Annotated in this window: 5 protein-coding genes; 2 read left to right on the top strand and 3 right to left on the bottom strand. The window is 69.9% G+C overall.

What is annotated here, in order from left to right:
* Positions 1-147: 147 nt before the first annotated feature.
* Positions 148-1941, bottom strand: a complete 1794-nt coding sequence (gene ggt / locus ABTZ89_RS34115) for a gamma-glutamyltransferase (protein ID WP_351052614.1) — start codon at positions 1939-1941, stop codon at positions 148-150.
* 91 nt (positions 1942-2032) lie between these two features.
* Complete coding sequence (locus ABTZ89_RS34110) at positions 2033-3613, bottom strand: putative glycoside hydrolase (protein WP_351052612.1); 1581 nt, start codon at positions 3611-3613, stop codon at positions 2033-2035.
* 166 nt (positions 3614-3779) lie between these two features.
* Between ABTZ89_RS34110 and ABTZ89_RS34105 the strand changes: the two genes are divergently transcribed.
* The gene (locus ABTZ89_RS34105) at positions 3780-4811 is read left to right on the top strand and encodes a polysaccharide deacetylase family protein (RefSeq protein WP_502949639.1); all 1032 of its coding nucleotides are present in this window, start codon (positions 3780-3782) and stop codon (positions 4809-4811) included.
* On the opposite strand, the gene ABTZ89_RS34100 is transcribed toward ABTZ89_RS34105, so the two are convergent.
* A complete protein-coding gene (locus ABTZ89_RS34100) occupies positions 4799-5365 on the bottom strand; it encodes a GNAT family N-acetyltransferase (RefSeq protein WP_351052609.1) in 567 nt (188 codons plus the stop codon). The two genes, ABTZ89_RS34105 and ABTZ89_RS34100, sit on opposite strands and share 13 nt — an antisense overlap.
* A 255-nt stretch (positions 5366-5620) precedes the next feature.
* Here ABTZ89_RS34100 and ABTZ89_RS34095 point away from each other — a divergent pair, with 255 nt between their 5' ends.
* On the top strand, positions 5621-6169 hold the full coding sequence (locus ABTZ89_RS34095; RefSeq protein WP_351052606.1) for a hypothetical protein: 549 nt from the start codon (positions 5621-5623) through the stop codon (positions 6167-6169).
* The last annotated feature ends 86 nt before the right edge of the window (positions 6170-6255 follow it).

Here is a 6255-nt window from a genome sequence, read left to right as displayed (position 1 = left end):
GGCCAGTGCGACGGTGAGCTGGTTGACCGCGGCTTTGGCCGCGCTGTAGCTGGGAGCACGCCATCTGGCACGCCACCCGAACGACCTGACGGAACGACGGAGGGCTCCGTTCGCCGTGCTGGCGAGCGGAGCCCTCCGGTGTTCGGGTCAGCGGGTCGGGTTCACGACCGCTGCCGCGCCGCCGCCTCGGCGTTCGCGCTCGGCCGCGGCGATCCAGCGGCCGTCCGGGAGGCGTTCCACCCCGGTCGCCGCACCGATCTCCTCGACCTGCTTGAACTCGTGGCCGATGGCCTTGAGCTTCTCCGCCTCCGGCTGAGCCAGGAAGGCCGGTTCCGCCTCGGTCTGCTTGCCGTTGCGCTCGGACGCGCGGGGTTCGGCGATGGCGTCGACCAGCGACATGCCGCGGTCCAGGCGCCCGGTCAGGCTCTGCAGCACGGTGGTGATGATCGTCGCGCCACCGGGGCTGCCGACCGCCAGGTACGGCTGGCCGTCCTTGAGCACGATCGTCGGGCTCATCGAGCTGCGCGGCCGCTTGCTCGGGCCAGGCAGGTTCGGGTCCGGCTCACCCGGCGTGACCGGGGTGAAGTTGAAGTCGGTCAGCTCGTTGTTGAGCAGGAAACCGCGCCCCGGCACGACGATGCCGCTGCCGCCGGTCTGCTCGATGGTGAGCGTGTAGGAGACGATGTCGCCCTCGGCGTCGGCGACCGTCAGGTGCGTGGTGTTCGGGCCCTCGTAGGGCTCGGCGCCGTCGGTGGTGCGGGTCTGGCAGTCCTGCGGCTGGTTCGGGTCGGCCGCCTTCACCGGGGTCGGCAGCACCGCGTCGTCGCTGATCAGGCAGGCGCGGGAGTCCGCGAAACCCTGGTCGAGCAGCGCCTCGGTGGGCACCTCGCTGAACTTCGGGTCGCCGACCCAGCGGTTGCGGTCCGCGAAGCCGATCTTGCTGGCTTCCAGGTACCGGTGCAGGTACTGGGTCTTGTCGGCCGCCGACAGGTCGCTGCTCTCGAGGATGTTGAGCGCCTCGCCGACGGTCGTGCCGCCGGAGCTGCCCGGCGCCATGCCGTACACGTCGAGGCCGCGGTAGGACACGTGGGTCGGGTCCTGCTCGAAGGCGCGGTAGGCACTCAGGTCCTCGGCGGTCATGTCGCCGGGGCGGACCTTGATCTTCGCGGCCGGGTCGACCGGCGGCTGGTTGACGGTGCGGACCACGTCCGCGCCGATCTCACCGTTGTAGAGCACGTCCGCACCGCGCTTGCCCAGCTCGCGGTAGGTCGCGGCGAGGTCGGGGTTGCGCAGCACGCTGCCGACCTCGGGCAGCTTCCCGCCCGGCAGGAACAGGTCGCGGGTGGCCGGGAACGCGCGGAAGCGCTCCTCGTTGTCCGCGGTCTGCTTCCGGAAGGTCTCGTCGACGACGAAGCCCTTGCTGGCCAGCTGCTCGGCCGGGCTCAGCACCTCGGCGAGGTCCTTGCTGCCCCACTTCTGCAGCGCGTTCTGCCAGGTCATCGGGGTGCCGGGCACGCCGACGCCGAGGCCGCTGGTGACCGCCTCGTCGAACGGGATCGGCTTGCCGTCCTCCAGGAACAGGTTCTCGTCGGCGCTGGCGGGCGCGGTCTCCCGACCGTCGATCGTCTCGACCTCGCCGGTCTTGGCGTCGTAGTGCACGAAGTACCCGCCGCCGCCGAACCCCGCCGAGTACGGCTCGGTGACGCCGAGCGCGGCAGCGACCGCGACGGCGGCGTCGGCGGCGTTGCCGCCGCGGCGGAGCACGTCGATGCCGGCCTGGGTCGCGTTCGGGTCGACGCTGGACACCGCGCCGCCGTAACCGACCGCTTCGGCTTGCTTCGGTGGTTCCGGCGGTCCGCCGGGGGCCGCTTGCGCCATCGGTGCGATCAGCGCACCGGACGCGAGCACGGCGAGGGTGAGCCGGGCAGGCCTCGCGGGCATTGCTACCTCCAAGATCGATACCCCGCCAACAATGCACAGCGGCTCTCCCGAGGACAACACCCATTTCGCCCAACGACAAAAGCGCGTTCGCTCAGCGCGGTGCCAGCGCCTCCCCGTGGTAGCGGCAGTTCGGGGCCCAGAGCAGGAAGGAGTTCATGCCGTTGTCCCGCGCAGCACCGATCTGCGCCGCCACCTCCGGAGTGCCGTAGCTCACGCCGAGGCTGAAGTCCTGCAGCCACGGGATGATCTGGACGTCGGTGCCCTGGACCGCTTTGGCGAACTCGGCCAGCGAGCGCGCCACGATGTCGTAGGGCTGGCCGTTGGGGTTGGGCACGTCGAACTCCCCGGCCGCCCAGTGCGACGGGTAGACCATCGGCGAGATGTAGTCGACGTGCTGCGCGATCTGGCGGATGTCCTGGGCGATCTCGGTCGGGCGGTTCACCGAGATGCCGAACACCGACGCGCCGAGCAGCGCCCCGCGCGAGCGGACCTCCGGCTGGGTCTGGCGCAGGAAGTCGGCGATCGCCGCCTCCGGGGTGGTGGTCAGCCCCGGGATGCGCATCTGGTCCAGGTGCCCGTCGGGCCGGCGCACGTAGTCGTAGAGGATGTCGTCGAAGCCCAGGCCGGCGGCTTCGGCCGCGATGTCGATGTTGTAGCGGACCACGGTCGGATCGGCGAAGTTGGTGAAGGCGTAGCCGCCGTAACCACCGCTCCAGGGCTGGCCACCGGCGGTTTGCACGACCCGTTCCGGGTGCCCGCCGTTCCAGGACGCCGCGCCCAGCACCGGGTCCTTGAACGCGACCAGCCGGCCGACCACCCGCACCCCCATGCCGTGCAGCTGGTCGAGCACCTGGCGGGCGTTGTAGTAGCCCTTGACCGCGCCGATCTGCTGCGCCATCGGGACCGCGGAGTCGTAGACCACTTCCCCGCTCTCGTCCTTGATGTCGAGCTCGACGGTGTCGATCTGGCCCCGCCTGGCCAGGTCCAGGACCGGTTCGCGCAGCGAGTCGCTGGTCCAGGCCAGCCCGGTCAGGTGCACCGCGCGCATCCCCGGGTGTCTGATGTGGACGGTCAGGGCCCGCTCGGTGCGGTTGCCCGCGGCGTCGGTGGCCACCACCGGGACCTCCCGGTCCGGCCGGTCGACGACCGCGCTGAACCGGCCCTGCGGGTCCGGCACCACGGGTTTCCCGGCGACCAGGACCTCGGTGGCGCCTTGCGCGGTCCCCGCGACGGTGACCGGCGCGTTCGGCTCGTCGGCGCGCAACGAGTCGTCGACCTGCAGCGCAGGTGGCGTGTTGTCCACTGTGAACTCGCGGCTGGTGCTGGATGCACCGATCCAGCCGGGCACCTCGACGCGCAGTTCGTGGTTGCCGTCGGCCAGCCCGACCCCCGACACCTGGTAGACGCCTTGCGCACGGCTCGTCGGCACCTCGCGGCCGTCCAGCAGCACTCGCACGTCGTCGGCGCCCGAGCGGATCTGAATCGCGCCCACGACGTTCGACGTGACCGGACGATCTTCCGGTAACCCGCCGATCTCGACGTCCTCTGTGGACATCATCCGGGCCAGCAGCACCCCGATCAGCAGGACCAGCGCGGCACCTATCCCGACCACGACGAACCTGGGAACCTCGGCCAGCATCGCCCGCGCACGGGCGGTTGCGGCATCCGTCATCGCTTTCGCCTCCCCGACTAGGCGAACTCGCGCGGCTGCACGAAACTCGTGCTCTTCCAAGCGGAATTCTCTTCCCCCACCACCCTCCCAGCCGGGGCGCGGCAGATCAATTAACCACTTGGAGTATCCCCAAGCCGCGAAACCGGAACCTACGGTTGGTGGCGTGCTGCCAGCTGTGCGCGCCGGACGCGCTGTCGCCGCGGTGACGGCGGTGCTGCTCGCGGCCCTGAGCGGCTGCAGCACACCCCCACCACCGCCACCGCTCCAGATGGCCGAGCTCCCGCCTCCTCCGCCACCACCACCGCCCCCGCCGACGCCGGAGTCGGTGGGCGCCAACGAGCTGGGCGACGTCCCGGTGCTGATGTACCACCGGATCACCACCACTCCCACCAGCGTCTACGACCGGACGCCGGAGGACTTCCGGGCGGAGCTGGAAAGGCTGGCGGCGGAGGACTACGTCCCGGTGACCGCCACCGAGTACGCCACCGGGCAGTTCGACATCCCGGCCGGTGCGCATCCGGTGGTGCTCACCTTCGACGACGGATCGGCCAGCCAGTTCACATTGGACGGTTCGGGCGAGCCGGCGCCGGGCACGGCGATCCGCATCCTGCTCGACGTGGCGGCCGCGCACCCGGGATTCCGCCCGGTGGCGACCTGCTACGTCTTCAACCCGCCGTTCGAGGAACCCACCGGCCGCCGCAGCCTCACCTGGTTGCACCAGCACGGTTTCGAGATCGGCAACCACACCCTCGACCACCCGAACCTCGGCCGGATCTCGGGTGCTGAAGCGCAGCGGCAGATCGCCGGCATGCAGCGGATCATCACCGATGCGGTGCCAGGCGTGCAGGTCCGGTCGATCGCGCTCCCGCTGGGCGCGCACCCGGACGACGAGCGGCTGGCCGCCGACGGGTCGGCCGACGGGACGACCTACCACCACGACAGCGTTCTGCTGGTCGGCTCCAACCCGGCTCATTCGCCCTGGTCAGCGGACTTCGACCCGGCCAACGTGCCGCGCATCCGCTCCCAAGCGGCCAACGGCGAGGACGCCCAGTTCGGCTCCACGGCCTGGCTGGACAAGCTGGCCGCCGACCCGGCCCGCCGCTACACCTCCGACGGCGACCCGAACCGGATCTCGGCCCCGGCGAGCTACTCCGCGCAACCCGCGGCGGCGGTGGCCGAACGCGTCTACCGGTACTGAGCCAGCCACTCCTCGCGGGTCATCTCGTACTCGGCGTCGCCGTGCTCGGAGCCGTCGATGGGCGGGCCCGGCCAGTCCTTGAAGAACGTCCGCACGTACCGCATCCCGGCCTTCTCCAGCACCCGCCGCGAACCCCCGTTGACGGTCATCGCCTGCGCGAAGATCCGCCGCAGCCCGAAGTCGCCGAACCCCTTGCCGAGCAACGCGATCGAGCCCTCGGTGGCGTACCCCTTGCCCCAGGCGAACTGGTGGAACCGGTACCCGAGCTCGGCCTCGTCCAACGGCCCGCCGTCCTCCGGGTGCAGCATGAACACCCCGACGAACCGCCCGGTCCCCCGCTCCAGAGCAGCCCACTTGCCGAGCCCGCCGAACTTCTCGTAGTACGACAGGTACCTGGGCAGCAGCTCCTCGGCGACCTCGGTCCGCGTCGGTGCCGGACCGCCGAAGATGTAGCGCATCACGAGCGGATCCCCGTTGAGCTCCACGAGCAGGTCGACGTCATCAGGACGGAACGTCCGCAACACCAACCGCTCGGTCTCCAAGAAAGTCCCCACCCACCCGATCCCACCAACCCACCGAACCTCAGCGCAACGCATTTTCACCCGCCCCGCGCATTGCGACATTCGGTTGAACAGGGACCGATCGGACCATTCCGAACGCGCATCTGGGCTTCACTCATCGACCGATCTACCGGCGTGAGGGGAGCCGTCTTGGTCTTCGTCAAGGGACACAAACGCGCTGGGCACGACGTCAAGGCGCACACCCGTCGTCCACCGTCGAAATCCGGAGGCGCAGCAGCCGTGGTGGTATTGGGCACTGCCGTAGCGCTCGGCAGCGGGGGTAGCGCAGCGCTCGAAGGGCTGACATCGACGCCCAAAGGGCGATCTGCGCAGAGCGCGAAGAACCCGCGCGAGGTCGAGCTCCGCGCAGTGGCGCGATGGACGAAACGCGGCTACCGGGTCGAGGCCAAGGAGAACTCGACGCTGGGTTCTTGCAAAACCCGCTCGTACGGGCAGGTCAAGCGCTTCTTCACCGAGCACCCGTGCCGCAGCCTGCACCGCTTCATGGCGGAATTGCGCACTCCGCGGGGCAACTCGGTGCTGGTCGCGGTGTCGGTCGTCGACATGCCCGACGTCGGATCGGCCACCGAGTTCAAGAGCCTCGTTGATCGGCACGGCACCGGCAACATCACCGAACTGCCGAAGGAATACCGCAAGTACCACAACGTCGAGTTCACCGGCCACCGGTACAGCTCGTCCCGCGACGAGAACCTGGTGACCAACGTCCAGGTCGAGCCGATCGGCAGAACTCCCGGGTTCGCCGTGCTGAGTGAGATCGTCCGGCTCGGAATGCCCTGACCCTGTCGTGAGTGTTTTGGGTTGCTATAGCGACCCAAAACACTCACGACACCGTGCGTCGGCGGCTGAGATAGGGGGAGCGTGGG

This window comes from Saccharopolyspora sp. NPDC002686 (assembly GCF_040295745.1).
In the GTDB taxonomy this organism is placed as follows: Bacteria; Actinomycetota; Actinomycetes; order Mycobacteriales; family Pseudonocardiaceae; genus Saccharopolyspora; species Saccharopolyspora oryzae.
This window is presented reverse-complemented; position numbering and strand designations above follow the sequence as displayed.